The sequence below is a fragment of the Streptomyces sp. NPDC107562 genome (assembly GCF_055657325.1).
In genome coordinates, this window is record NZ_JBVKBE010000003.1 from 618,873 (window position 1) to 644,288 (window position 25,416).

Here is a 25,416-nt window from a genome sequence, read left to right on the forward strand (position 1 = left end):
CGCCGGCCGCTCCCCGAGGCGGCGGCACAGGTGCCGGATCACGCGCCCGGCGCGCTCCCGATCCCGTCCAGCCGGGCCATGGTCTCCGGCGGCAGCTCCAGCTCCGCCGCGGCCAGGTTCTCGCGCAGATGGGACACCGACGACGTACCCGGGATCACGGCGATCGCCGGGGAGCGGTGCAGGAGCCAGGCCAGGGCGACCTGCTGCGCGGAGGCGCCGAGCGCCGCGGCCACGTCGTCCAGGGTCCGCGACTGCGCCGGGACTTAGAGGAGCCCCCCGAGGAGGGTGTCGCCGTCCTGCGCACCCATGTGGGGCCGGACGTGGACGATCCCCGGCTCCAGCACCTGGTGGGGGAGCTGTCCGTGCGCAGCGAGCGCTTCCGGCGGCTCTGGGGCCGCCACGACGTCCGGCCCCACCGCGGACGCGTCAGCCGACTGCGCCATCCGCAGGTGGGCGACCTGGACCTGCACTCGGACAAGCTCGTCCTCGACGGCGAGGACGCGCTGATCCTGGTCGTCTTCCACGCCGAGCCGGGCGGCCGCAGCGCGGAGCTGCTGGACATCCTCGGCAGCCTCAGCGCCCCGCACGAGGACAGACCCGCGCACGAGCCGACCCGGGAACAGTGAGCGGCTGCCCGGGAACGACGCGCACGAAGAAGGGCCCCGAACCTCAGGGGTTCGGGGCCCTTGCTCCACGGATCTCCACGGATCACCGTGCTCCGGCGGCTACGGCAGCTGCGCCGCCCGCGCCTCGCGCCGGTTGTCGCGGAAGTTGTTCACCCGGCGGGCCGTGGCGAACAGCGGGATCACCGCGCCCATGACCAGCTGGAGCGCACAGCCCGTCTGGAGCAGCAGCTGCCCGCTGGGGGCGCCGAAGGCCCAGGCCACCAGCAGCCCCATGCTGAGCACGATCCAGGCGAGCATCGCGCCGGCGAGGCGGCCCCGCGGCTTCGGGTACTCGACGCGGCTCACCATCAGCCACGCGGTGCCCAGGATCGCCAGCAGCGTCGCCGCGAAGGGCAGCTCCAGGAGCACGATCGCGACGACCGTCAGCGCCCCGAAGGGACTGGGCATGCCCTGGAACATGCCGTTGGTCGGCGTCACACAGGAGAATCTGGCCAGCCTGAGCACCACGGCCAGCAGGACGACGATCGCGCCGACCGCCGCCACCCGCTGGTGCGCGTCGTCGGCGACCATCCCGTAGACCAGGACGAAGTACGCCGGTGCCAGACCGAAGCTGATCAGGTCCGACAGGTTGTCCAGCTCGGCGCCCATGGGGGAGGAGCGCAGCTTGCGCGCGACCAGGCCGTCGAACAGGTCGAAGACGGCCGCGCAGAGCATCAGGATGACCGCCGTGGCCGCGCTGTGGCGGGCCATGCCGGTCTCCTGGCTGCCCGTGAGGTGCGGGATCAGGATGCCGGTGGTGGTGAAGTACACCGCCATGAAGCCGCACGTGGCGTTGCCGAGGGTGAGGGTGTCCGCTATCGAGAGGCGGAGAGAGAGCGGCATCTCCTCCTCTTCGTCGGACTCCTCGGCCTCGGGCACCCAGCCGGCCTGGGTCTCCGGGTCAATCACGGTCAATTCGAGTCACCCCAGCCACGGTCTTCTGACCGACCTCGACCGCGACCTCCACGCCCTCCGGCAGATAGAGGTCCACGCGCGAGCCGAAGCGGATCAGTCCGATCCGGTCGCCCTGCTCGACCTTCGTGCCCTCGGGCACGTAAGGCACGATACGCCGGGCGACGGCGCCGGCGATCTGGATCATCTCGATGTCGCCGAGCTCGGTGTCGAAGTGCCACACGACCCGCTCGTTGTTCTCGCTCTCCTTGTTGAAAGCGGGAACGAATCCGCCCGGGACGTGCTCGACCGACGTCACGGTGCCGGCCAGCGGGGCGCGGTTGACGTGGACGTTCAGCGGGCTCATGAAGATCGCGACGCGGGTACGTCCGTCCTTCCACGGCATGATGCTCTGCACCACACCGTCGGCCGGCGAGATGACCCGGCCCTGGGCGATCTCACGCTCGGGGTCGCGGAAGAACCACAGCATCCCCGCCGCGAGCGCGGTGGCGGGGACGGCCACGGCCTTCGCTGCGCCGGAGCGGCGGGCGCGGGCCAGGCTGAGGGCAGCGGTGGCGACGGTCGGCAGAAGCCACGGCGATGCTCCGCGCGCGAGGCGTACGCCGACCAGGCTGTCGCGAGGTGCAGAGGTTTGGCTGTGGGGCATGGATGACCTTCGTAGCGGATGATGCCGCGCTTCTGACGGGGGACGGCGGCTTTCCCGCGATCGTAGCGGCTAAGCGCCACAACTGGGTAAGCCAGGAAGCCGAGTCGGCGGCCGGAGAGTGCCTACGGGGTGTGATCTTCTTCTCGAAGAAAACACCCCGCTTCCGGACAAGTCAGCCCTGGAACCGATACTCTTCGAGCAACCGCCGCCCGATGATCATTTTCTGGATCTCGGCGGTACCTTCACCGATGAGCAGCATCGGAGCCTCGCGGTAGAGGCGCTCGATCTCGTACTCCTTGGAGAAGCCGTAACCGCCGTGGATCCGGAAGGCATCCTCCACGACCTCTTTGCAGTACTCCGAGGCCAGGTACTTCGCCATCCCGGCCTCGAGGTCGTTTCGTTGCCCGGAGTCCTTTTTACGCGCAGCGTTCACCATCATCGCATGCGCGGCCTCCACCTTGGTAGCCATCTCCGCGAGTTTGAACTGGATCGCCTGGTGCTGCGCGATCGGCTTGCCGAAGGTGTGGCGCTGCTGGGCGTACTGGACACCGAGTTCGAACGCACGCTGGGCGACTCCGCAGCCACGTGCCGCCACGTTGACCCGGCCCACCTCGACGCCGTCCATCATCTGGTAGAAACCGCGTCCGGTGACCCCGCCGAGCACACGATCCGCGGGAATCCGCAGGCCGTCCATGATGAGCTCGGTGGTGTCGACCCCCTTGTAGCCCATCTTGTCGATCTTGCCGGGGATGGTCAGGCCCGGGCGGACCTCGCCGAAGCCCGGCTCCTTCTCCACGAGGAAGGTCGTCATCGACTTGTGCGGCGCGGAGCCCTCGGGGTGACCTTCGTCACTTCGCACCAGAACGGCGACGAGGGACGACGTGCCCCCGTTGGTCAGCCACATCTTCTGACCGTTCAGGACGAATTCATCGCCGTCCCGGACCGCCTTGGAGGTGATGGCCGACACGTCGGAGCCGAGTCCCGGCTCGGACATCGAGAAGGCGCCGCGGATGTCGCCGGCCGCCATGCGGGGCAGGTAGTGGTCCTTCTGCTCCTGCGTGCCGTGCTGCTTGAGCATGTACGCCACGATGAAGTGCGTGTTGATGATGCCGGACACCGACATCCAGCCGCGGGCGATCTCCTCCACGCAGAGGGCGTACGTCAGGAGCGACTCGCCCAGACCCCCGTACTCCTCGGGAATCATGAGGCCGAACAGGCCCAACTCCTTGAGGCCGTCGACGATCTGCTGCGGGTACTCGTCGCGGTGCTCCAGCCCGGTGGCGACCGGGATGATCTCCTTGTCCACGAAGTCCCGGACCGTGGACAGGATCTCCTGCTGGACGTCGGTCAGACCGGCGGTCTGGGCGAGTCGCGCCATCGCTACTTCCCCTGTTCCTTTTCCTTGAGTTCGGGCCGGCCGGGCTGCTCGCCGCCGCGCTCCTTGATGTACGTCTCGGTGGGGACCATCACCTTGCGGCGGAACACGCAGACCAGCGTGCCGTCCTGCTTGTAGCCCTTGGTCTCCACGTGCACGATGCCGCGGTCGTTCTTCGACTTCGACGGCCACTTGTCCAGCACGGTCGTCTCGCCGTAGATCGTGTCGCCGTGGAAGGTCGGCGCCACGTGCTTGAGCGACTCGATCTCCAGGTTGGCGATGGCCTTGCCGGAGACGTCCGGCACGGACATGCCGAGCAGCAGGGAGTAGACGTAGTTCCCGACGACGACGTTCTTGCCGAAGTCCGTCGTGCTCTCGGCGTAGTTGGCGTCCATGTGGAGCGGGTGGTGGTTCATGGTGAGGAGGCAGAACAGGTGGTCGTCGTACTCGGTGACCGTCTTTCCCGGCCAGTGCTTGTACGTCGCCCCGACCTCGAACTCCTCGTAGGTGCGCCCGAACTGCATGGCCTCACGCCTCCGGGATCTCGAAGGAGCTGGTGCGCTTCAGGCCGGCGGCCCGGCCCTTGCCGGAGACGACGAGCGCCATCTTGCGGCTGGCCTCGTCGATCATCTCGTCGCCGAGCATCGCCGAGCCCTTCCTGCCGCCCGCCTCGGACGTGTAGTAGTCGTACGCGTCCAGGATCAGCTCGGCGTGGTCGTAGTCCTCCTGGGAGGGCGAGAAGATCTCGTTGGACGCCTCGACCTGGCCCGGGTGCAGCACCCACTTGCCGTCGAAGCCGAGCGCCGCGGCGCGCTGCGCGACCTCGCGGTAGCCGTCGACGTTGCGGATCTGGAGGTAGGGGCCGTCGATCGCCTGGAGGTCGTTGGCGCGGGCGGCCATCAGGATCTTCATCAGGATGTAGTGGTAGGCGTCCGCCGGGTAGCCCGGCGGCTGCTCGCCCACGACCAGCGACTTCATGTTGATGGACGCCATGAAGTCGGCCGGGCCGAAGATGATGGTCTCGACCCGCGGCGAGGCCTGCGCGATCTCGTTGACGTTGTTCAGGCCCCGCGCGTTCTCGATCTGGGCCTCGATGCCGATCCGCCCGACCTCGAAGCCCATCGTCTTCTCGATCTGCGTCAGCAGCAGGTCCAGCGCGACGACCTGCTGGGCGTCCTGCACCTTCGGCAGCATGATGCAGTCGAGGTTGGGGCCCGCCCCCTCGACCACGGTCACGACGTCGCGGTACGTCCACTCCGTCGTCCAGTCGTTGACGCGCACGACCCTGGCCTTGCCCGTCCAGTCGCCCTCGTTGAGGAACTTGACGATGGTGTGCCGGGCCTCCGGCTTGGCGAGCGGCGCGCAGGCGTCCTCCAGGTCGAGGAAGACCTGGTCGGCCGGGAGGCCCTGCGCCTTCTCCAGGAAGCGGGGGTTGCTTCCCGGGACCGCCAGACAGGAACGGCGGGGGCGCAGACGGTTGACGGTCATGCGGAGACCTCCAGGGGGTCGAGCTTGTTCGCTGTGCGGATCTCGTCGACGATACGGCCGATGATCCCGGTGATGTCGAAGTCCTTCGGGGTGAAGACCGCGGCCACTCCGGCGGCCCTGAGCTGCTCGGCGTCGGCGTTCGGGATGATCCCGCCGGCGACCACCGGGATGTCGGGCGCCCCGGCCTCGCGCAGCCGGACCAGCACGTCCGGGACCAGCTGGGCGTGCGAGCCGGAGAGGATCGACAGGCCCACGGCGTGCACGTCCTCGGCGAGGGCCGCGTCCACGATCTGCTCGGGCGTCAGCCGGATGCCCTGGTAGACCACTTCGAAGCCGGCGTCCCGCGCGCGCACCGCTATCTGCTCGGCTCCGTTGGAGTGCCCGTCCAGACCCGGCTTGCCGACCAGGAAGCGCAGCTTGCCGACGCCCAGGTCCTTGGCCGTCAGGTCCACCTTGCGGCGCACCTGGGACAGGGCGCTGCCTTCCTCGACGGGGACGGCCACCGGCGCGGACGAGACGCCGGTCGGGGCGCGGAACTCGCCGAACACCTCGCGCAGGGCCCCGGCCCACTCGCCGGTCGTGACCCCGGCGCGGGCGCACTCCAGGGTGGCCTCCATGAGGTTGCCGGTGCCCTTGGCGGCCTCCTTCAGCCGGTCCAGCGCCTTGCAGGGCCGGGGGTGGTTGAAGGGCGGCTGGTAACGGGTGTCGCGCCACTGCTGGAGCGCGGTGACGACCCGGGCCTCGACCGCGGGGTCGACCGTGTGGATCGCGGTGTCCAGGTCCGCGGTGAGCGGGTTCGGCTCGGTGGTCTCGAAGACGTTGACACCGATGATCTTCTCCTGGCCGGACTCGATCCGCCCCCGGCGCTCGGCGTGCGAGGCGACCAGCTGCGACTTGAGGTAGCCGGACTCCACGGCGGCCATCGCGCCGCCCATCTCCTCGATGCGCTCCATCTCGGCGAGCGACTCCTCGACGAGCTCGCCCACCTTCGCCTCGATCACCGTCGAGCCCGCGAAGATGTCCTCGTACTCCAGCAGGTCGCTCTCGTGGGCGAGCACCTGCTGGATGCGCAGGGACCACTGCTGGTCCCAGGGGCGGGGCAGGCCGAGCGCCTCGTTCCAGGCGGGCAGCTGGACGGCCCGCGCGCGGGCGTCCTTGGAGAGGGTGACGGCCAGCATCTCCAGGACGATGCGCTGGACGTTGTTCTCCGGCTGCGCCTCGGTCAGACCGAGGGAGTTGACCTGCACGCCGTAGCGGAAGCGGCGCTGCTTGGGGTTCTCGATGCCGTACCGCTCGCGCGTGATCCGGTCCCAGATCCGCCCGAACGCCCGCATCTTGCACATCTCCTCGATGAAGCGGACGCCCGCGTTCACAAAGAAGGAGATGCGGGCCACGACGTCCCCGAACTTCTCCTCGGGAACCTGCCCCGAGTCGCGTACGGCATCGAGAACCGCGATCGCGGTGGACATCGCGTACGCGATCTCCTGCACCGGAGTGGCGCCCGCCTCCTGCAGGTGGTAGCTGCAGATGTTGATCGGGTTCCACTTCGGGATGTGGGAGACCGTGTAGGCGATCATGTCCGTGGTCAGCCGGAGTGAGGGCCCCGGCGGGAACACGTGCGTCCCCCGCGACAGGTATTCCTTGACGATGTCGTTCTGGGTCGTGCCCTGGAGCTGGGTGATGTCCGCGCCCTGCTCCTCCGCGACGACCTGGTAGAGCGCCAGCAGCCACATGGCCGTGGCGTTGATGGTCATCGAGGTGTTCATCTGTTCCAAGGGGATGTCCTGGAACAGCCTGCGCATGTCACCGAGGTGCCCGATCGGCACGCCGACCCGGCCGACCTCGCCGCGGGCGAGGACGTGGTCGGAGTCGTAGCCGGTCTGCGTCGGCAGGTCGAAGGCCACCGACAGACCCGTCTGGCCCTTGGCGAGGTTGCGCCGGTACAACTCGTTGGACGCCTCGGCCGTGGAGTGACCGGCGTAGGTGCGCATGAGCCACGGCCGGTCCTTCTGACGCTCAGTCATGCATCGCCCCTCAGATGTTCCGGAAGCGGTTGATCGCGTCGACGTGCTGGGCGCGCATCTCCTCGTCGCGCACGCCGAGGCCCTCCTCGGGCGCCAGGCACAGCACGCCGACCTTGCCCTGGTGGGCGTTGCGGTGCACGTCGTGCGCGGCCTGGCCGGTCTCCTCCAGCGGGTAGACCTTCGACAGCGTCGGGTGGATCCTGCCCTTGGCGATGAGGCGGTTGGCCTCCCAGGCCTCGCGGTAGTTGGCGAAGTGGGAGCCGATGATCCGCTTCAGCGACATCCACAGGTAGCGGTTGTCGTACTCGTGCATGTAGCCCGAGGTCGAGGCGCAGGTGGTGATGGTGCCGCCCTTGCGGGTGACGAAGACGCTCGCGCCGAAGGTCTCGCGGCCGGGGTGCTCGAAGACGATGTCGATGTCCTCGCCGCCGGTCAGTTCGCGGATGCGCTTGCCGAAGCGCTTCCACTCCTTGGGGTCCTGGGTCTGCTCGTCCTTCCAGAACCGGTAGCCCTCGGCGTTGCGGTCGATGATCGCCTCGGCGCCCATCGACCGGCAGATGTCCGCCTTCTGGTCGCTGGAGACGACACAGATCGGGGTCGCGCCGCCGGCCAGCGCGAACTGCGTGGCGTACGAACCGAGTCCGCCGCTCGCGCCCCAGATCAGGACGTTGTCGCCCTGCTTCATGCCGGCGCCGTTGCGGGAGACCAGCTGCCGGTACGCGGTGGAGTTGACCAGGCCCGGGGCGGCGGCCTCCTCCCAGCTGAGGTGGGCCGGCTTCGGCATCAGCTGGTTGGACTTGACGAGCGCGATCTCGGCGAGGCCGCCGAAGTTGGTCTCGAAGCCCCAGATGCGCTGCTCGGGGTCGAGCATGGTGTCGTTGTGGCCGTCGCTGGACTCCAGCTCGACCGACAGGCAGTGCGCGACGACCTCGTCACCGGGCTTCCAGGAGTTGACGCCCGGGCCGGTGCGCAGGACGACGCCCGCGAGGTCGGAGCCGATGATGTGGTACGGCAGGTCGTGGCGCTTGGCGAGGTCGTTGGTGCGGCCGTAGCGCTCCAGGAACCCGAAGGTGGACAGCGGCTCGAAGATCGAGGTCCACACGGAGTTGTAGTTCACCGACGAGGCCATGACGGCCACCAGGGCCTCACCGGGGCCGAGTTCCGGCACCGGCACCTCGTCCAGGTGGATCGACTTGCGGGGGTCCTTGTCGCGGGTCGCGAGGCCCGCGAACATCTCCGTCTCGTCCTTGTGCACGGTGATCGCGCGGTACGACTCGGGGATCGGCAGTGCGGCGAAGTCGGCCGGCGTCGAGTCGGGCGACTGGATCGCGTCCAGGATGTCCTTCACGGTCACGGTGTTGCCTCCGGCGGTGAACGCCCCTGAGGGAGGGGACGCTGAGGGTTACGTCGGTGCTGCTGAGGGATGAGGGAGTGCCGTCGGTCCGGCGGTGGTGCTTGTCCGGCAGCGCTTTGTGGCGCGGGAGGTTGCCTGTGACGCAGGCGTCCGGGCGCGCAAACCAGCGGCTTGCGGGGACAGCCGGCGTACGAAGGGTCGCTGCACGCCGGCCGCCCGGACACCTTCAACGTATGGCACCCCGTGTCATCCGGCAAGGCACTGGGTGCCAGAACTTCCTCTCAGATGAAATCTTTACGTAACAAATGAGCGATGATCGATCGAACGAGGGCTCAGAACGCGCTGAAAAGGTGCCCTGACATGCCAAAACGGCCACCCGGGCAGGGTGGCCGTCCTCACGGTGCGGAGCCGCTCAGCGGTCCTTGAGGGCCTCCTCGATGGTCCTCATGACCTCGTCGAGCGGGGCGTCGGTACGCGCGACCGTCACCAGCACCTCGCCGTGCGCCGAGACCGCCGCCGGGGCGGGCTTCGGCGCCGTGGAACGCCCTATCCCGATGCCCGCCCCGAACGTCCTGCGCACGATCGCGAAGGCGTGGTCGAGCTGCGCCTCCACGTCGCCCTGGCCGCCCGCGCGCAGCCAGCGCCGCAGTACGTGGTTGTGGGCGGTGACGACGGCGGACGCGGCGACCTCGGCCAGCAGCGGGTCGTCGTTGGCGTCGTCGTCGTGCGCGTGCTCGTCGAAGTGGCCCAGCAGATAGCGCGTGAACAGGCGCTCGTAGCGGGCCACCGAGGCGATTTCGGCCTCACGCAGGGTCGGCACCTCCCGCGTGAGCTTGTAGCGGGCGACCGAGATCTTCGGCCGGGCCGCGTACATCTTCATGACTTCCTTGATCCCGCGGCACACCGTGTCGAGCGGGTGCTCGTGCGCGGGCGCCGCGTTGAGCACCGCCTCGGCCCGGATCAGGGTGTCGTCGTGGTCGGGGAAGATCGCCTCTTCCTTGGAGCGGAAGTGGCGGAAGAAGGTGCGGCGGGCCACCCCGGCCTGGGCCGCGATCTCGTCGACGGTCGTCGCCTCGTAGCCCTTGGTCGCGAACAGCTCCATGGCCGCGGCCGCCAGTTCCCGGCGCATTTTGAGCCGTTGGGCGGCGGCGCGACCGCCCGCGGCGCTCTCCGGCGCGTCCGGCGTGGCGGGTGTACGTGAGGACCTGGCGGGCTGGGGCATGCCCCGAACGTACTGCATGTCCGCAGCTCGATGCGCAGGTCCGGGGTTTCCCCCGCCCCTGACGGGCGGGGGAGCGGCGGGCCGGGCGGCCGGGGGGCGGCGGCCCGGCTCCAGCAGCCCGCCCCACTCCCCGCCCGTCCTGAACCGGTCGCCCGGCCGGCCGGGCGGCCCCTCGTGGAGCGGACCGGCGGGGTCCCGCGGGTTCGTGCCGTGCCGCTCTCCACGGCGGGGCCGGTCCACGGGTGGCCCTCAGCGGCGGGCGTACTCGCGGAAGCCGCGGCCCGTCTTGCGGCCGAGGCAGCCCGCGGCCACCAGGTGCTCCAGCAGAGGTGCCGGCGCCAGCCCGGGGTCACGGAACTCGCGGTGCAGGACCTTCTCGATGGCCAGCGACACATCGAGCCCGACCACGTCCAGCAGCTCGAACGGGCCCATGGGGTAGCCGCCGCCGAGCTTCATCGCCGCGTCGATGTCGTCCAGCGACGCGTAGTGGTCCTGCACCATCTTGATCGCGTTGTTCAGGTACGGGAACAGCAGGGCGTTGACGATGAATCCGGCCCGGTCGCCGCAGTCGACGGGGTGCTTCCTGACCTTGGCGCAGACCTCGCGGACGGTGGCGTGGACGTCGTCGGCCGTGAGCACCGTACGGACCACCTCCACCAGTTTCATCGCCGGCGCCGGGTTGAAGAAGTGCATGCCGATCACGTCCTGCGGGCGCGAGGTGGCACGGGCGCACGCGACGACCGGCAGCGACGAGGTCGTCGTCGCGAGGACCGCGCCGGGCTTGCAGACCTTGTCCAGCGCGGCGAACAACTGCCGCTTGATCTCCAGGTCCTCGGCGACCGCCTCGACGGCGAGGTCGACCTCGGCGAAGGCGTCGTAGGAGCCTGCCGGGGTGATCCGCTCCAGCGTCTGCGCCGCCGCCTCGGCCGTCAGCCTGCCCTTGTCGACGGAGCGCGCCAGGGACTTGCCGATCCGGGCCTTGGCCGTCTGCGCCTTCTCCTCGCTGCGGGCCGCCAGGACCACGTCGTAGCCCGCCTTCGCGAACACCTCGGCGATGCCCGACGCCATGGTTCCGGAGCCGGCGACACCGACCGAGCGGACCGGGCGACCCGCCGTGAGGTGCCCGCCCTCCTGGGGCGTCAGCGCGTCCGGCACCACGGTGGCGCCGCCCGGAGCGTCGTAGGTGTAGAAGCCGCGGCCCGCCTTGCGGCCCGTCAGGCCCGCCTCGCTGAGCTGCTTCAGGATCGGCGCGGGGGCGTGCAGCCGGTCGCGGGAGGCGGTGTACATGGCGTCCAGGACCGTGCGCGCGGTGTCGACGCCGATCAGGTCGAGCAGCGCGAGCGGGCCCATGGGCAGTCCGCAGCCGAGCCGCATCGCGGCGTCGATGTCCTCGCGGGAGGCGTACTTCGCCTCGCACATCGCGGCGGCCTGGTTGAGATAGCCGAACAGCAGCCCGTCGGCCACGAAACCGGGCCGGTCGCCGACCGCCACGGGTTCCTTGCCCAGTTCGATCGCGAGGTCCGTGACGGCGGCGACGGCCTGCGGCGCGGTGAGCACCGAGGAGACCACCTCGACGAGCTTCATCGCCGGCGCCGGGTTGAAGAAGTGCAGGCCCAGCACGCGCTCCGGACGGGCCGAGTCGGCCGCGAGACGCGTGACGGACAGGGCGTTGGTGCCGGTCGCCAGGATCGTCTCCGGGCGCACGACGCCGTCCAGTTCGCGGAAGATCTGGTGCTTGATCTCGTACGACTCGGGCGCCACCTCGATCACCAGGTCGGCGTCGGCGGCGGACCGCAGGTCGGTCGAGGTGCGGACGCGGGCGAGGGCGTCCGCGCGCTCCTGCTCGGTGAGGCGGCCGCGCTCGACGGCGCGTGCCGTGGAGGCCTCCAGGGCGGCGGCACAACGCACCGCCTGGGCCTCGCTGATGTCGATGCCGACGACGTCACGGCCCGCCTTGGCCAGGACTTCGGCGATGCCGGTGCCCATGGTGCCGAGGCCGACGACGGCAATGGTCTGGAGCGGGGACAGGGGGCGGTCGGACAGGGGAGCGGCCATCGCGAGACTCCTGGAAATGAGGGTGACGACTGGAAACGCGTCCCGGTGCGCCGAGGGCGCGCCGGGTGCGTGAGAAGTGCGGGTGGTTGCCGGGCTGCGAGCGCACACGCCCGGTGCCGTCGCCGCGGACGTGCACACGTCCGGGGAACGGTGATGACCGACCGGCCCTGTCCCGTGGCCGAGTCGCACTGCGGTACCTGACGTACCGAACCGACTCCCCCACTGCCCGTCGAGCGTGGGAGATGTTCCCGTCGCGGCGGCTGCGTCACCAGGCCGACACGAACGGGTGCGAGTGGGTAACTCGCTCCTATGAGCTTAACTCGCGGGTAACGAGCGCGCCAGCCCTCGGTCTTTGTGATCCGGGTCCCAGACTCCGAGATCGTTTGTACGCTCGCGTCATGGACGAAGAGTTGCGAGCGCTCACGGAGCGCTTACGGCGGGAGGCCGGGGGCGCCGCGGAGTACGAGCGGCTGGCGGCCACCGAGGACCACGGCGAACTCGCCGGCGTGCTCGTCGCGCCCGGCCGGCCCCTGTGGGCCAGGGAACTGGCCGCGTTCCGGCTGGGGCTGGCCGGCGACCGGCGGGCCTTCGAGTCCCTCGTCCTGTTCCTCAACCACCGTGACCCACCGCGCTGCGCGTCCGCCGCCCACGCCCTCGCCCGGCTCGGCGATCCGCGCACCGCCCGCGCCGCAGCGGCCCTCGCCACCAACGAACTGCGCGTCGCCTACGCCCTGCACCCGGTGCGCCTGCTCGTCGCGTTGCGCGCCCCCGAGTCCGTTCCGGCGCTCATCACCACGCTGCGCCGCCGGCTCCGCCCGCACGACCCCTACGGGCGCGTGGCCCTCGCCTGCGTGGAGGGACTGGGGGAGCTGGGCGACAGCAGGGCCGGACCCGTTCTGAACGAGGCCCTGGCGCATCCGGGGCTGGCGGCGGCGGCCGTGACGGCGCTGGCCCGGATCCCCGGGCAGCGGCGGGGATGAGGCTCCGGGGACGAGGCACCGGGGCCGGGCTATCCCGCGTCCGTCAACTCCCGTGCGTACCGCACCTCCGGCACCTGGACCCCCGCCACCTCGAACGGCTCCTGCGCGCCGTCCGCCGCGAAGCCCGCCCGTTCGTAGAAGCGCCGGGCGGCGGTGTTGTCCCGGAGCACCCACAGCAGCATCCTCCGGTGACCGGCGGCCCGGCAGCGGCGCACGGACTCCGTCAGCAGCGCCTGCCCGATGCCCTCGCCGTACCGCTCGGGGTGGACGTAGATCGCGTACAACTCGGCGTCCTCCGTGCGGACTTCGCCGTCCCGGTAGGGGCCGTGACAGGCCCATCCGAGGACCTCGCCCGCCCGCTCGGCCACCAGGTTCACCACCGTGCCGTCGCCCTGCCCGAGACGGGCCCGGTGCCGGTCGGCTTCCTGCCGGACGCTCAGCGCGTCGAGGTAGGACTGCGGCATCAGCCCCCGGTAGGCGCTGCGCCAGCCGCCGACGCGGATCTCGGCCACCCGGTCGCAGTCGGCGAGCCTCAGCTCCCGGACGAGCGGGCCGGTCACGGGGCGACCACGGCGAACGCCTCGATCTCCATCAGGTACTCGGGGCGGACGAGCCCCGCCACCCGCACGGCCGAGGCGGCCGGGAGGCGGTCCCCGGGGATGTGCTCGGCGCGGGCCGCGCGGACGGCGGGCATGTGCGCCATGTCCGTGACGAAGTAGGTGAGCTTGACGACGTCGTCGAACGTGGCCCCGGCCGCGGCCAGGCAGCGGCGCAGGTTCTCGAACACCTGGCGGGCCTGGGCGGCCGGGTCGCCCGCGCCGACCAGTTCGCCGCGCTCGTCGAGCGGGAGCTGCCCGGCGACGGCGACGAAACGGCCGGTGCCGATGACCACGTGGGAGTACTGCTCGGCGGCGGCGACTCCGTCGGGGGCGGGAATCCTGGTCGGCTGACTCATGCGTCCATCGTGGACCACGGGCCGGCCGGGCCCCCGACGGGGGTCGCCCCGTGCTGGTTCCCGCTTCAGCCGCGGAAGCCCAGCAGCCTGTGCAGCGTCGCGCCCTGCGACCGGCCGGCGGACTTCGCCACCAGCGGCTCGGGGTCGGGCAGCGCCGGGCAGACCGCGTCGGCCTCTCCGGCCGCGCGCGGCACCGTGCCGTCGGTCAGATACGCCGCCAGATGCCCGTCGAGGCAGTCGTTCCCGCTCAGCGTGATGCCGTGGTTGCCGCCGTCCTTCTCGACCACCAGGCTGGAGCCGCGCAGCAGCCCGTGCACCGTCGCGCCGCCCTGGTACGGGGTGGCCGCGTCGTGCGTCGCCTGGAACAGCAGGACCGGCGGCAGCTTGTCGTTGGCCACGTCCACCGGCCCCAGCGAGTCCGTCGGCCAGAACGCGCAGGGCGCGTTGTACCAGGCGTTGTTCCAGGTCATGAACGGCGCCTGCGCATGCACCGCCCAGTTGTCCTTGCGCCACTGCGCCCAGTCGCGCGGCCAGCCGGCGTCCCGGCACTGCACCGCGGTGTAGACGCTGTAACCGTTCTCGGAGGCGGCGTCGGCCGCGCCGAAGTCCTCGTACGCCTCCACCAGCGGGGCGCTCCGCCGCTCGCCCACGTACGCCGCGAAGGCCTCGGCGAGATAGGGCCAGTAGCCGTTGTAGTAGCCGCCGGGCAGGAACGTGTCCTCCAGCTCCGACGCGCCCACCGTGCCCTGCGCGGGCCGCTCGGCCAGCGCCGCCCGCATCGCGTACCACCGGTCCTCGACCTTCTGGGGATCGGTGCCCAGCCGGTAGGTGGCGTCGTGCCGGGCGACCCAGGCCATGAAAGCCCGGTGGCGGTCGTCGAACGCGTGGTCCTGCGCGAGGTTCGCCTCGTACCAGACACCGGTGGGGTCGACCACGGAGTCGAGGACCATCCGCCGTACCCGGTCCGGGTGCAGCTTGGCGTAGACGGCGCCGAGGTAGGTGCCGTACGAGTAGCCGAAGTAGCTGAGGCGCGGGGCGCCGAGGGCCTGCCGGATCAGGTCGATGTCCTGCGCGGCGCTGAGCGTGTCCATGTGCGGCAGCTCGCGCGCGTACTTCTCGCCGCAGGCGTCGGCGAAGGACTTGGCGCGCGCGAGGTCGGCCCGCTCGACGGCCTCGGTGGCCGGCACGGAGTCGGCGCGCACCGGGTCGAAATGGCCCGGAGCGCAGTTCAGCGCGGGCTTGCCGGCACCGACGCCGCGCGGGTCGAAGCCGATGACGTCGTACTGGGCCGCCACCGTCTTGGGCAGCGAGGAGGCGACGAACCCGGCGAGGGCGAGGCCGCTGCCGCCGGGCCCGCCGGGGTTGACCAGCAGCGGCCCCTGGTAGGTCTTCGCGGTGTGCGGGACGCGCGACAGGGCGAGGGTGATCTTCCGCCCGCCGGGGTCGGCGTGGTCCAGCGGAACCTCCAGGGACGCGCACTGGAGCGTCGGATGGTTCGCGGTGGCGCACTTCTTCCAGGCGGGCCCGGTCTGCTCCGGGGCGCCGGCGCGGGCGGGGACGGCCGCGAGCGTCCCGGCCACCACGACGGCGGCGCCGCACAGCACGGCTGCACGTTTCTTCAAGGGGGGTCCTCCCAGGACGGAGGGTCGCGGGCCGCGAGTCCCGCGGCCCTCGCCGGATCGTCCCGGAGTGGACACCCGTCAGAACGTGTTCGGTCGATTCTTGACCCGATTGGGCCGCCAGGTGCGCTCGAACGCCCAGGCGGAACGCCTTCGGCCGGAACGCTCTCAGATGAGCGAGAGTTGGGTCTGTCCGGCCGTCGCCGCGGGCGGCGCGGGCTCCGGTTCCCTGATCCGGCGGTGCGCTCCCGCGCGCGTGGGGCCGATGCCGTACTCCTCGGCCAGCTCGTGCACCTGACGGGTGATCCGGCGCTGGTACCACTTCGGGGCGTAGGCCCCGTCCGCGTAGAGCCGCTCGTAGCGGCCCACCAGGTGCGGGTGCTCCCGGCCGAGCCAGGCCATGAACCACTCGCGCGCGCCCGGCCGCAGATGCAGCACCAGCGGGGTCACCGAGGTGGCCCCGGAGGCCGCGATCGCCCGCACGGTGTCCCGCAGTTGGGCCGGACGGTCGCCCAGGAACGGGATCACCGGCGCCATCAGCACCCCGCACCCGATCCCGTGCTCGCCCAGCGTGCGCACCACGTCCAGGCGCCGCTCCGGCGCGGGTGTGCCCGGCTCGACGGTGCGCCACAGCTCGGGGTCGGTGAAGCCGACGGAGACCGAGATGCCGACGTCCGTCACCCGGGCCGCCTGCGTCAGCAGGTCCAGGTCGCGCAGGATCAGGGTGCCCTTGGTCAGGATCGAGAAGGGGTTCGCGTGGTCGCGCAGGGCGCTCAGGATGCCCGGCATCAGCCGGTAGCGGCCCTCGGCCCGCTGGTAGCAGTCGACGTTGGTGCCCATCGCGATGTGCTCGCCCTGCCAGCGGCGCGAGCCGAGCTGGCGGCGCAGCAGGTCCGGGGCGTTCACCTTCACCACGATCTGGGAGTCGAAGCCCAGGCCGGTGTCGAGGTCGAGATAGCTGTGCGTCTTGCGGGCGAAGCAGTACACGCAGGCGTGCGTGCAGCCTCTGTAGGGGTTCACCGTCCACTCGAAGGGCATGCGGGAGGCCCCCGGCACCCGGTTGATGATCGAGCGGGCCCGCACCTCGTGGAACGTGATGCCGGCGAACTCGGGGGTGTCGAACGTACGGGTGGTCACCGCGTCCGCGCCGAACAGCGCGGCGTCGGCGGGGCTGTCGCCGGATTCCAGGGTGAGGTTCTCCCAGCGCATGACGCCTCCTCGGTAGCACTGGTCCCACAATAGAACATCTGTTCCCATGATCGTGCGGGTGTCACCTCCGATCGCGCTCCGAAACGCGATCGATCACATCCGTGCCCCCGATTTGGGCGGCCGGGGACCGGGGTGGTTGGCTTGCCCCGACCCCGAGAACTCAGGTGCTGGAGGAACTCCATGGCGCAGGTCGAGGCCACCACGGAACGCGTCGTAGCGGCGGATGCGGAGAAGGTGTTCGACACCCTCGCCGACTACAGCGGCACACGCGCGAAGCTGCTGCCCGAGCACTTCAGCGAGTACGAGGTGCGCGAGGGCGGCGACGGCGAGGGCACCCTCGTGCACTGGAAGCTCCAGGCCACCAGCAAGCGCGTCCGGGACTGCCTGCTGGAGGTCACCGAGCCGACCGACGGCGAGCTGGTCGAGAAGGACCGCAACTCCTCCATGGTCACCACCTGGCGGGTCACCCCGGCCGGCGAGGGCAGGTCCCGCGTCGTCGTGGTCACCGTCTGGCAGGGCGCGGGCGGCGTCGGCGGCTTCTTCGAGAGGACCTTCGCGCCCAAGGGGCTCGCGCGGATCTACGACGCGATGCTCGCCAAGCTCGCCGCCGAGGTGGAGAAGTAGCCCAAGAGGCCGGTCCGCAAAGGCCGTTGGTCTCTCACCGGTTCGAGTGGATCTCCGGTTCCGGCGGCATGGATCCGTAACTCGTCGTGCTTGTTGGCAGTTGTCGCTTTTACGCGGTAATGGTGCGGCAGCGCGACGAGGGGAGCGGAACGTGGGCGGGACCACTGTGGTGCAGGACGGACCGGTCGTGGCGGTGGCGCCCCCCAGGCTTGTGGCCCCACCGCCCGCCCCGGCCGCCGGACTCGGTCCGCGCCGGGTGCGGCTGGTCTTCTTCGGGCTGATGCTCGCCCTGCTCCTGGCCGCCCTGGAGCAGATGATCGTCGCCACCGCGCTGCCGAAGATCGTCGGCGAGCTGCACGGCCTCGACAAGATGTCCTGGGCGATCACCGCCTACCTGCTCACGGCCACGATCGGACTCCCGATCTACGGCAAGCTCGGCGATCTGCTCGGCCGCAAGGGTGTGTTCCAGTTCGCCATCGTCGTGTTCGTCGTCGGCTCCGCCCTCGCGGGCCGCGCGCAGACCATGGACCAGCTGATCGCCTTCCGCGCCGTGCAGGGCGTCGGCGCGGGCGGACTGATGATCGGCGTCCAGGCGATCATGGCGGACATCGTGCCGCCCCGGCAGCGCGGCAAGTTCATGGGGCTGATCGGCGCCGCCTTCGGTCTCGCCTCCGTCGCGGGCCCGCTGCTCGGCGGCTACTTCACCGACCACCTCTCCTGGCGCTGGTGCTTCTACATCAACGTGCCCTTCGGCCTCGTCACCATGGCCGTCGTCGCCGTGGTCCTCGAACTCCCCAAGCCCCAGGTCAAGGCCCGGCTCGACATCCTCGGCGCCCTGCTGCTCACGGTGGCCTCCACCTGTCTGGTCCTGCTGACCAGCTGGGGCGGCACCGAGTACGCCTGGGGCTCGCGCGTCATCCTCGGCCTCGCCGCCGGCGCCGTCGCCGCCACCGCGCTGTTCGTCCTCGCCGAGCACCGCGCCGCCGAACCCCTCATCCCGCTGCGGCTGTTCCGCGACTCGGTCTTCAACATCACCGGTCTCGTCGGTCTGGTGCTGGGCGTCGCGCTGTTCGGCGCCGCCAGCTACCTGCCCACGTTCCTGCAGATGGTCGACGGGGCCAGCGCCACCGAGTCCGGGCTGCTGATGCTGCCCATGATGGGCGGCATCGTCGCGGCCTCCATCATCTCGGGGCAGCTCATCAGCGCCACCGGCCACTACCGGATCCACCCCATCCTCGGCAGCGCCCTGTCCGTCGTCGGCATGTGGCTGCTCTCCCGCCTGGAGGCCGACACCCCCCGGCTGCACTACAGCATCTGGATGGGCGTCCTCGGCGCCGGGATGGGCATGGTGATGCCGGTACTGATCCTCGCCGTGCAGAACTCCGTGCGCCCCGCCGACCTCGGCACGGCCACCAGCGCCAACAACTTCCTGCGGCAGATCGGCGGCAGCGTCGGTGCCGCCGTCTTCGGCACCCTCTTCGCCGACCGCCTCACCGACTCCCTCGCCGATCGTCTGCCGCGCACGTCCGCCGCGCTGCCCGACGCCGAGTCCATCACCCCCCAGGCCGTCCACGCACTGCCCCCGGCGCTGCGCGACGGCTACATCCAGGCGTACGCCGACGCCATGCCGAGGATCTTCCTCTACCTCGTGCCCGTGCTCGCGGTCGGCCTGCTCCTGTCGTTCTTCCTCAAGGAGAAACCGCTGGTGACCCACCACACCCCCGAGACGGACACCATGCCGGTGAACACCTCGGTCCCGCAGGCCCGTTCGCCGCACGCCGCCGGAATCGCCGTCTGCGGCACCGTGCAGCACCCCGACGGGACCGTCGTGCCGCGCGCGGCGCTCACCCTCATCGACGTCGCCGGACAGCAGATCGGTCGGGGCGCCAGCGGCCAGGACGGCCGCTACGCGCTCGCGACGCCCGGCTCCGGCGCGTACGTCCTGATCGCGGCGGCCGGCGGTCATCAGCCGCAGGCCGTCTCCGTGACCGTCGGAGAGCGCCCCGTCGAGCTGGACGTGGTGCTCGGCGGCGCCGGGCGCCTCGCGGGCAGCGTGCTCACCGCCGACGGCACGCCCGTGCGGGACGCCATGGTCACCCTCACCAACGTGCACGGCGAGGTCGTCTCCAGCACCCGCAGCGGCCGCGAGGGCGGCTATGTCATCACCGAGCTGGTCGCCGGTGAGTACACCCTCGCCGCCAGCGCGCCGGCGTTCCGCCCCGCCGCGCTGCCCGTCACCGTCCAGGCGGCCCGCGAGACCCGCCAGGACGTCGAACTGGCCGGCGGCGCCGTGCTGCGCGGCACCGTACGCGCGAGCGGCGGACGGCCCGTGGAGGACGCCCGCGTGACTCTGCTGGACGCCGCGGGCAACGTCGTCGACACCCTCACCACCGGGCCCGACGGCACGTTCCGGTTCGTCGACCTGTCCTCGGGTGAGTACACGGTCATCGCGGCCGGGTACCCGCCGGTGGCCACCGTGCTCCAGGTGGCGGGCGGGGGGCGCACGGAACGTGACCTCCAGCTGGGCCACGAGGACTGAGCGGCCCCCGGGGGCGCACGAGCGTGCGCCCGCGTGACCGGCGGCCCCAATTCCCGTATTGGCGCACATGGCGTGCGGAGGGCCCCGTACGGTGGTGACCGGGGCACAGATCTTGCACAGCCGTGGAGAGAGGGCCTGGGCCATGAGGCGTGGCACCGACCGGGAAGCACCCGCCGGCCAACTGGCCGGTGGCGCGGCGCCGGTGGGAAGGGTCCCGCTGGCGGTGGTCGTCGTGGACCGCGAAGGCCTCGTCTCCCACTGGAGCACCGGTGCGCGCCGCCTGTTCGGCACCGCCAAGGAAGCGGCGATCGGCCGCCCGGTCGGCGACCTGCTGCCGGTCGCCGGCGCACTGCCGCACCAGCAGGAGGACTCGCCGTACGGGCCCTACGGGGCCTACGAGGGTCTCGGTCCCGACCTCGGGGCCTCGCTCGACGGCGGGCTGTCCTACCCGGCCGCGGGCAGTGCCCGCCTCACCGTGCCGGACGGCGGCCGGGTCGACGTGCTGTGGTGGGCGTACCCGCTCGTGGGGCCCGGCACGGAGCGGCTGCTCGTGCTCGCCGCCGACGCCGACACGCTGCGGCGGCAAGGAGACGGCGGGGACGGCGAGGACGGTGGGGACGCGGCCACCGAGCGGATCGCGCCCGCCTTCGCACTGCACACCGACTTCCCCGGCGCCGACGAACTGGCCCGCGGGCTCCCCGAGATCCTGCCCAGCATGAGTGTCCAGGAGAGCGCCCGGATCGTCGGACAGGTCCTCGAACTGGGCTACCCGATCCTGGAGTTCAGCCAGAACGACCGCGTGCCGGTCACCCCCGACTGGGGTGTGCCCCGGCGGGCCGAGCGCACGGCGCGGCGGGCGCGGCTCGCCCGGGCCCTGGCCGCGGGCGAACCGGTGCCTCAGGAACCGGGCGACGAGCCGGAGGACCTGGAGTACGCCGCCGTGCGCGAGCGGCTGGAGTTCCTCAACGAGGTCAGCGGGAGGATCGGCACCTCGCTCGACCTGGCGCGCACGATCGTCGAGGTCAGCAGGGCGGTCGTACCGCGCTTCACCGATGTCGCGGGCACCTATCTGCGGGAGCAGGTGGTCGCCGGTGAGGGGTTCCCGGACGGGGCGCCCGACACGACGACCATGTGGCACCGGGTGGCCCTGGAGCACACGGACGAGCCGGGCCGCTGGGACGACGTCGTCCCCGTGGGGGAGGCCATGCCGTTCCCGGCGCACACGCCGTTCTTCCAGTGCATGACCACCGGTGAGCCCGTCCTCGTGCCCAGGATCAGCGAGGCGATGGGCCACGCCATCGCCTCGCAGTTCGAGAAGCGCGACATCCGGCCGCTGATCAGCGGCCGCAGCATGCTGGTCGTCCCGCTGAAGGCACGCACCGTGGTGCTCGGGTTCATGATCCTGCTCCGGCATCCGGAGCGCGCCGAGTTCAACGACATGGACCGCGTCACGGGCGCCGAACTCGCCGCCCGTGCGGGCCTGGTGCTCGACAACGCACGCATGTACACCTTCCAGGAGAGCGTCGCCGAGACCCTCCAGGACAGCATGCTGCCGCACATCCCGGCGCGCATGGCGGCCTGCGACATCGCCACCCGCTATCTGCCCGGCACGCTGCTCGGACGGGTCGGCGGCGACTGGTTCGACTCGGTGAAGCTCCCCGGCGCGCGCACCGCGTTCGTCGTCGGCGACGTCATGGGGCACGGCCTGAACTCCGCTGCCATGATGGGACAGTTGCGTACGGCCGTGCAGACCATGGCCGCCCTCGACCTGCCGCCCGCGCAACTGCTGCGCAATCTCGACGGCCTCGCCCAGCGGCTCGGCGACACCTATCTCGCCACCTGCCTGTACGCCGTCTACGACCCGATCGCCGGCGAACTGCACCTGGCCAACGCGGGCCACATCCCGCCCGTACTCGTCCGTGCCGGGGACGGCCGCAGCGAGCTGCTCGACCTGCCCACCGGCGCGCCCATCGGCGTCGGCGGGGTGCCGTTCGAGTCGGTTCGCGTGCGGGTGGAGCCCGGTGACCGGCTGGTGATGTGCACCGACGGACTCGTCGAGATGCGCGGCGAGGACATCGGTGTCGGACTCGCCACGCTGTGCGAATCGGCCGCCCATCCGGCGGCGTCCATGGACGACGCCTGCGACACCATCATCCGCGCCCTGAACACCCGCGGCGGGCGCAAGGACGACGTCGCCCTGCTGATGGCCCGCCTCGGCGGCATCGCGCCCGGCGACGTCGCCGCATGGCGCTTCCCCCTCGAACCCGCCGAGGTCCGCCGGGCCCGCGCGGTGGTCCGCGAGCAGCTGCACGAGTGGGGGCTGTCCGAACTGGCCGCCCCTGCCGAGCTGATGGTCGCAGAGCTGGTCACCAACGCTGTACGGCACTCCCACCACAGGCCGGTGGAACTGCGCCTCGTGCGCGGCGACACCCTGCTGTGCGAGGTGGACGACGACGACCACGACCTGCCCACGCTGCTCAGCGCGGGGTCCCTCGACGAGGCGGGGCGCGGGCTGCGCGTGGTGAGCACCCTGGCGCGCGAGTGGGGCGCGAGCCGGACGAAGGCGGGCAAGACCGTCTGGTGCGAACTCACGCTGCCACGCCGCTGACTGCCCCGGACCTCGGCCCCGGCGGCGTACTCCGCTCGAACGAGCCGTGAAGGTATGCGCGGTGTGCGCGCCGCGTTCTTGTGAGCGCGCGCCGGGCGCGATAGACCCGTACCGGCCCGTCGCGTGTGGCGGCAGATCGGCTTTGCACCCTGGGGAGTTGGCCATGAGCGTGACCAGTCGGTACCGGGAGGCCTGGGACGGGTTCTGGCGCGAGGCGCCGGGCGGGCAGGGCGCCGTCCTGTGGGACGCCGAACCCGTGCTGACCGCCGGACGGCATGTGGCGCTGTTCGAACCGCGGCTGGCCGACCCCGGCCTGCCGATGATCGACCTGGGCTGCGGCAACGGCACCCAGACGCGTTTCCTCGCCGGCCGCTTCCAGCGCGTGCTCGGCGTCGACCTGTCCGCGGCGGCCGTGGCGCACGCCGAGGAGGCGGACCCGGCGGGGCAGGCGGTCTACCGGGAGCTGGACGCCGCCGACAAGACCGAGGTGGAGGTCCTGCACGCGCAGCTCGGCGACGCCAACGTGTACATGCGCGGTGTCCTGCACCAGTGCGAGCCGGGTGACCGCCAGCCGCTCGTCGACGGGATCGCGACCCTCGTCGGCGCCCGCGGCCGGGTCTTCCTCGTCGAACTCGCCGAGGCCGCCGGACTCGCGCTGCGCGCCCTGGCACAGAGCCCCGACGGTCCGCCCGCCAAGCTGGCGCCGGTCTTCCGCCACGGCATCGCGCCCGGTGAGGTCGCCGACGCCGCGGTGCCCGAGTTCCTGACCGCCGCCGGCCTCACCGTGCTGGCCGGCGGCGACCTGCCGCTGACCACCACGGAGACCAGGCCGGACGGCACCCGGATCGAGCTGCCCGCGAAGTGGCTGGTGGCGGGCCGCACCGGGTGAGGCCGCCCCGGCGCGGTCGCGTAGGGTCGAGCGTGCCGGGGCCACCTGGCACCAGGGGAACGGGTACGCGCGATCCCGTCCTGGTCGCCCGTCGATTCTCCGCGTAACGTGACGCACCATGAAGATCCTCATCAGCGCCGACATGGAGGGCGCCACCGGCGTCACCTGGCCGGCGGACGTGCTGCCCGGGACACCCCAGTGGGAGCGCTGCCGGTCGATGTTCACCTCCGACGTGAACGCCGCGGCGCTCGGCTTCTACGACGGCGGCGCCGATGAGGTCCTCGTCAACGAGGCGCACTGGACGATGCGCAACCTGCTGCTGGAGCAGCTGGACGAACGGGTGCAGATGCTCACCGGCCGGCACAAGTCGCTGTCGATGGTCGAGGGCGTGCAGCACGGCGACGTGGACGGGATCGCCTTCGTCGGCTACCACGCGGGCGCGGGCGCCGAGGGTGTCCTTGCCCACACCTACCTCGCGAACTCGATCACCGGCGTGTGGCTGGACGACGTACGCGCCAGCGAGGGACTGCTCAACGCGCGTGTCGTCGCCGAGTACGGGGTGCCCGTCGTGCTGGTGACCGGCGACGACGTGGCCTGTGAGGACGCGCTCGGGTACGCGCCCGAGGCGCGGAAGGTCGCGGTGAAGGACCATGTGTCGCGCTACGCGGCCGTGTGCCGCACACCGGCGCGGACCGCGGCCGACATCCGGGCCGCCGCCAAGGAGGCGGCCGCGCTCGCCGTCCGGCACGAGCCGGCCCGGTCCGGCCCGCACACCGTCGCGGTCGAGTTCGACGCCGAGCACCTCGCCATGGCGGCGACCGTGGTGCCGGGCGTCGCACGGACCGGGGAGCGGAAGGTGGCGTACACCTGCGCGACCATGTACGAGGCGATCCGCACCTTCAAGGCGGTCACCACTGTCGTCTCGGCTGCCGTGGAGGAGCAGTATGGCTGATCAGCAGGCGCTGGACGAGGTCGTGGAGTTCACTTCCGGCCTCATCCGCATCGACACCACCAACCGGGGCGGCGGCGACTGCCAGGAGCGGCCCGCCGCCGAGTACGCGGCCGAGCGGCTGGCCGGAGCCGGTCTCGAACCGACCCTCCTGGAGCGCACCCGGGGGCGTACCAACGTGGTCGCCCGGATCGAGGGCACCGACCCGTCCGCGGACGCGCTGCTGGTGCACGGGCACCTGGACGTTGTGCCCGCCGAGGCGGCCGACTGGAGCGTGCACCCGTTCTCCGGCGAGATCCGCGACGGGGTCGTCTGGGGCCGGGGCGCGGTCGACATGAAGAACATGGACGCGATGATCCTGGCCGTCGTGCGGTCCTGGGCCCGCCAGGGCATCCGGCCGCGGCGGGACATCGTGATCGCGTTCACCGCGGACGAGGAGGCCAGCGCCGAGGACGGCTCCGGCTTCCTCGCCGACCGGCACGCCGCGCTGTTCGAGGGGTGCACCGAGGGCATCAGCGAGTCCGGGGCGTTCACCTTCCACGACGGGTCGGGCCGCGAGATCTACCCGATCGCGGCCGGTGAGCGCGGCACGGGCTGGCTGAAGCTCACCGCGCGCGGCCGGGCGGGGCACGGCTCCAAGGTCAACCGCGAGAACGCGGTGACCCGGCTGGCCGCCGCCGTCGCGCGGATCGGCGCGCACGAGTGGCCGCTGCGGCTCACCCCGACCGTGAGCGCCGCGCTCACCGAGCTCGCCGCGCTGTACGGCCTCGGCACCGGCCTCGACGAGGTCGACCGGCTGCTGGAGAAGCTCGGCCCGGCCGCCAAGCTCGTCGAGGCCACCGTCCGCAACAGCGCCAACCCGACCATGATGGACGCCGGCTACAAGATCAACGTCATCCCCGGCGAGGCCGTGGCCCATGTCGACGGGCGCTTCCTGCCGGGTGGCGAGCAGGAGTTCCGGGACACCCTGGACCTGCTCACCGGACCGGACGTGGAGTGGGAGTTCGAGCACCGCGAGGTGGCCCTGCAGGCGCCGCTGGACTCGCCGACCTACGCGCGGATGCGCGCCGCTGTCGAGGAGTTCGCCCCCGAGGGGCATGTCGTGCCGTACTGCATGTCGGGCGGCACCGACGCCAAGCAGTTCTCCCGGCTCGGCATCACCGGATACGGCTTCGCGCCGCTGAAGCTGCCCGAGGGCTTCGACTACCAGGCCCTCTTCCACGGCGTCGACGAACGCGTGCCCGTCGAGGCGCTGCACTTCGGCGTCCGCGTCCTCGACCGGTTCCTGCGGGACGCCTGACCA

Annotated in this window: 22 protein-coding genes; 8 read left to right on the forward strand and 14 right to left on the reverse strand. The window is 71.5% G+C overall.

Annotated features, from left to right (window positions below; translation table 11 throughout):
* Window positions 1–38 precede the first annotated feature (38 nt).
* Window positions 39–242: an aldo/keto reductase gene (locus ACZ7LV_RS12965; RefSeq protein WP_471939209.1), complete on the reverse strand. Its 204-nt coding sequence runs from the start codon at window positions 240–242 to the stop codon at window positions 39–41.
* A 66-nt stretch (window positions 243–308) separates the two neighbouring features.
* Between ACZ7LV_RS12965 and ACZ7LV_RS12970 the strand changes: the two genes are divergently transcribed.
* Entirely contained in the window at window positions 309–626 is a 318-nt protein-coding gene (locus ACZ7LV_RS12970; RefSeq protein ID WP_471938699.1) for an MmyB family transcriptional regulator, read from the forward strand.
* A gap of 99 nt (window positions 627–725) precedes the next feature.
* Here the strand turns inward: ACZ7LV_RS12970 and pssA are convergent, their stop codons facing one another.
* From pssA to ACZ7LV_RS13015, 9 genes are all read right to left on the reverse strand, one after another.
* The gene (gene pssA / locus ACZ7LV_RS12975; protein ID WP_365444057.1) at window positions 726–1,580 is read right to left on the reverse strand and encodes a CDP-diacylglycerol--serine O-phosphatidyltransferase; all 855 of its coding nucleotides are present in this window, start codon (window positions 1,578–1,580) and stop codon (window positions 726–728) included.
* The gene (locus ACZ7LV_RS12980) at window positions 1,567–2,223 is read right to left on the reverse strand and encodes a phosphatidylserine decarboxylase (protein ID WP_401665688.1); all 657 of its coding nucleotides are present in this window, start codon (window positions 2,221–2,223) and stop codon (window positions 1,567–1,569) included. The genes pssA and ACZ7LV_RS12980 overlap by 14 nt, the downstream gene beginning before the upstream one ends.
* 172 nt (window positions 2,224–2,395) lie before the next feature.
* The gene (locus ACZ7LV_RS12985) at window positions 2,396–3,601 is read right to left on the reverse strand and encodes an acyl-CoA dehydrogenase family protein (protein ID WP_471938701.1); all 1,206 of its coding nucleotides are present in this window, start codon (window positions 3,599–3,601) and stop codon (window positions 2,396–2,398) included.
* Window positions 3,602–3,603: 2 nt separating this feature from the next.
* Window positions 3,604–4,122, reverse strand: a complete 519-nt coding sequence (locus ACZ7LV_RS12990) for a MaoC family dehydratase (RefSeq protein WP_471938703.1) — start codon at window positions 4,120–4,122, stop codon at window positions 3,604–3,606.
* 4 nt (window positions 4,123–4,126) lie between these two features.
* Window positions 4,127–5,086 (reverse strand): HpcH/HpaI aldolase/citrate lyase family protein, encoded by a 960-nt coding sequence (locus tag ACZ7LV_RS12995; protein WP_471938705.1) that lies wholly within the window; start codon window positions 5,084–5,086, stop codon window positions 4,127–4,129.
* Window positions 5,083–7,110 (reverse strand): protein meaA, encoded by a 2,028-nt coding sequence (locus tag ACZ7LV_RS13000; RefSeq protein ID WP_471938707.1) that lies wholly within the window; start codon window positions 7,108–7,110, stop codon window positions 5,083–5,085. The genes ACZ7LV_RS12995 and ACZ7LV_RS13000 overlap by 4 nt, the downstream gene beginning before the upstream one ends.
* 10 nt (window positions 7,111–7,120) lie before the next feature.
* Window positions 7,121–8,464 (reverse strand): crotonyl-CoA carboxylase/reductase, encoded by a 1,344-nt coding sequence (ccrA, locus tag ACZ7LV_RS13005; RefSeq protein ID WP_471938709.1) that lies wholly within the window; start codon window positions 8,462–8,464, stop codon window positions 7,121–7,123.
* Between the two features lie 412 nt (window positions 8,465–8,876).
* Complete coding sequence (locus ACZ7LV_RS13010) at window positions 8,877–9,686, reverse strand: TetR family transcriptional regulator (protein WP_471938711.1); 810 nt, start codon at window positions 9,684–9,686, stop codon at window positions 8,877–8,879.
* Window positions 9,687–9,935: 249 nt separating this feature from the next.
* Entirely contained in the window at window positions 9,936–11,741 is a 1,806-nt protein-coding gene (locus ACZ7LV_RS13015; RefSeq protein WP_471938714.1) for a 3-hydroxyacyl-CoA dehydrogenase family protein, read from the reverse strand.
* A gap of 398 nt (window positions 11,742–12,139) precedes the next feature.
* Between ACZ7LV_RS13015 and ACZ7LV_RS13020 the strand changes: the two genes are divergently transcribed.
* On the forward strand, window positions 12,140–12,721 hold the full coding sequence (locus ACZ7LV_RS13020) for an adenylosuccinate lyase (protein WP_471938716.1): 582 nt from the start codon (window positions 12,140–12,142) through the stop codon (window positions 12,719–12,721).
* Window positions 12,722–12,750: 29 nt separating this feature from the next.
* Here ACZ7LV_RS13020 and ACZ7LV_RS13025 read toward each other — a convergent pair whose 3' ends face one another.
* From ACZ7LV_RS13025 to ACZ7LV_RS13040, 4 genes are all read right to left on the reverse strand, one after another.
* A complete protein-coding gene (locus tag ACZ7LV_RS13025; RefSeq protein ID WP_471938718.1) occupies window positions 12,751–13,281 on the reverse strand; it encodes a GNAT family N-acetyltransferase in 531 nt (176 codons plus the stop codon).
* Complete coding sequence (locus ACZ7LV_RS13030) at window positions 13,278–13,676, reverse strand: RidA family protein (RefSeq protein WP_471938720.1); 399 nt, start codon at window positions 13,674–13,676, stop codon at window positions 13,278–13,280. The genes ACZ7LV_RS13025 and ACZ7LV_RS13030 overlap by 4 nt, the downstream gene beginning before the upstream one ends.
* A 65-nt stretch (window positions 13,677–13,741) precedes the next feature.
* A complete protein-coding gene (locus ACZ7LV_RS13035; protein WP_471938722.1) occupies window positions 13,742–15,298 on the reverse strand; it encodes an alpha/beta hydrolase in 1,557 nt (518 codons plus the stop codon).
* A 165-nt stretch (window positions 15,299–15,463) separates the two neighbouring features.
* Window positions 15,464–16,504, reverse strand: coding sequence for an Rv2578c family radical SAM protein (locus tag ACZ7LV_RS13040; RefSeq protein ID WP_471938724.1), 1,041 nt, complete (start codon window positions 16,502–16,504; stop codon window positions 15,464–15,466).
* Window positions 16,505–16,684: 180 nt separating this feature from the next.
* On the opposite strand from ACZ7LV_RS13040, the gene ACZ7LV_RS13045 reads away from it, so the two are divergent.
* The 6 genes from ACZ7LV_RS13045 (at window position 16,685) to ACZ7LV_RS13070 (ending at window position 25,413) form a co-directional block, all read left to right on the forward strand.
* Complete coding sequence (locus tag ACZ7LV_RS13045) at window positions 16,685–17,128, forward strand: SRPBCC family protein (protein ID WP_401665723.1); 444 nt, start codon at window positions 16,685–16,687, stop codon at window positions 17,126–17,128.
* Between the two features lie 151 nt (window positions 17,129–17,279).
* Window positions 17,280–19,667 carry an MFS transporter gene (locus ACZ7LV_RS13050; RefSeq protein ID WP_471938726.1) on the forward strand — a complete coding sequence of 796 codons (2,388 nt, stop codon included), beginning with the start codon at window positions 17,280–17,282 and terminating at the stop codon, window positions 19,665–19,667.
* A 142-nt stretch (window positions 19,668–19,809) separates the two neighbouring features.
* Window positions 19,810–22,275, forward strand: coding sequence for an ATP-binding SpoIIE family protein phosphatase (locus ACZ7LV_RS13055; protein WP_471938728.1), 2,466 nt, complete (start codon window positions 19,810–19,812; stop codon window positions 22,273–22,275).
* A gap of 163 nt (window positions 22,276–22,438) precedes the next feature.
* Complete coding sequence (locus ACZ7LV_RS13060; protein WP_471938730.1) at window positions 22,439–23,164, forward strand: methyltransferase domain-containing protein; 726 nt, start codon at window positions 22,439–22,441, stop codon at window positions 23,162–23,164.
* A 118-nt stretch (window positions 23,165–23,282) separates the two neighbouring features.
* Window positions 23,283–24,116: a M55 family metallopeptidase gene (locus ACZ7LV_RS13065; RefSeq protein ID WP_471938732.1), complete on the forward strand. Its 834-nt coding sequence runs from the start codon at window positions 23,283–23,285 to the stop codon at window positions 24,114–24,116.
* The gene (locus tag ACZ7LV_RS13070) at window positions 24,109–25,413 is read left to right on the forward strand and encodes a M20/M25/M40 family metallo-hydrolase (protein ID WP_471938734.1); all 1,305 of its coding nucleotides are present in this window, start codon (window positions 24,109–24,111) and stop codon (window positions 25,411–25,413) included. The genes ACZ7LV_RS13065 and ACZ7LV_RS13070 overlap by 8 nt, the downstream gene beginning before the upstream one ends.
* The last annotated feature ends 3 nt before the right edge of the window (window positions 25,414–25,416 follow it).